At 40.6% G+C, this 1191-nt stretch carries 1 pseudogene; it reads right to left on the reverse strand.

From position 1 onward, the window contains the following. Positions 1 to 143: 143 nt before the first annotated feature. Positions 144 to 890 (reverse strand): annotated as a pseudogene (locus O9332_RS12295) (ISAs1 family transposase); the annotation flags it as partial. Positions 891 to 1191: the final 301 nt, after the last annotated feature.

Genomic DNA, 1191 nt, shown 5'->3' on the forward strand with positions numbered 1-1191 from the left:
TTCAAAAACCTTGCATTATCCTTCTTGTAGTACATCGCTTGGTACAAAAAACAAGGGCAACAAAGCCTAAAACGACCGGCTCCTGACGACCGGCTACTGACTCCTACCCCCAGGAAAAACTTTTTCAGCAGACCCTAACTAAATTGAATACCATCAAATTGATGTGCTTGAGCTTGCTCAAACCAGTTTTTGACCTGAGTATAAAGAGTCGGATGATTAGCTTTAAGGGCGACAACGTAGTCAGCTTTTTTGGCTTGAATATGATTAATAATCGCCGTTTGAGTTCCCATAGCATCTAGGGTGATAATTGCCCCTTGAAGGTCTAACAGTTCTAGTAAAGCGGGAATAGCAGTAATCTCATTGGATTTATCTTCCACCTTGACTTGTCCTAAAACTAATTTCTGCTCCCCCGCCCAAGCCGTCACTAAATGCAAGGCTTTAATTCCTTGATTACGGTCGTAAGAACCTCTGAGACTTTTCCCGTCTATGGGAACTATTTCCCCCGAAAGAGAACCGATTAAATGGGGCAGCCATTGAGACAAAACTTTGGCCAAAACTTCCGGGTTAATCCGTTCAAAAACCCGCCGAAAAGTGTCATCAGAAGGAATGCCATTAGGTAATTCTAAAAACTCAGATAACCAAGACTGCTTACTGAGTCCATAATTTTCCATGTCTTCCCAACCTTTGGCTCCTGCTATAACTGCTAAAACAGCAATGACTAAAATATCAGTTAATAAATGTTTTTGGGTTCGGGACGCTCTTGGGTCAGGAATATCTTGAAGATAAGTCAATAAACTAGCTTGAATTTCATTTATTGATGTTAAAGGAAGCTCAGGTTTTAGTTGAGCTTTATTTCCGGTGGGGAGAACGGGAGCAAAACCTTTACCCATGAGCTATTTCCTCATTAATTTTCATCAACAACAGTGAGACTAAGGCTAATTATAAATTATACAGAGGTAGCAGCGGCTAAGTCTGGGTACTGGCAGTGCGGGACGGTGCTATGGCGATTTGATTACCCTATTCAGAAATCTTTGTCAAGTACAATTTATACCAAATTAGATGAGCTTACCCTGTTATAGACAAAGGCATTTAGCGATTTTTGTCAATTGTTTTTTATCTAGAGCGAACTAATCAATTAAGTCTCTTGCCAGATAAGGATTTAGTCGATTTATGCCCCCCTATCGAACCATA

It is taken from the genome of Microcystis sp. LE19-10.1B, from assembly GCF_027530565.1.
GTDB classification, from domain to species: Bacteria; Cyanobacteriota; Cyanobacteriia; order Cyanobacteriales; family Microcystaceae; genus Microcystis; species Microcystis aeruginosa.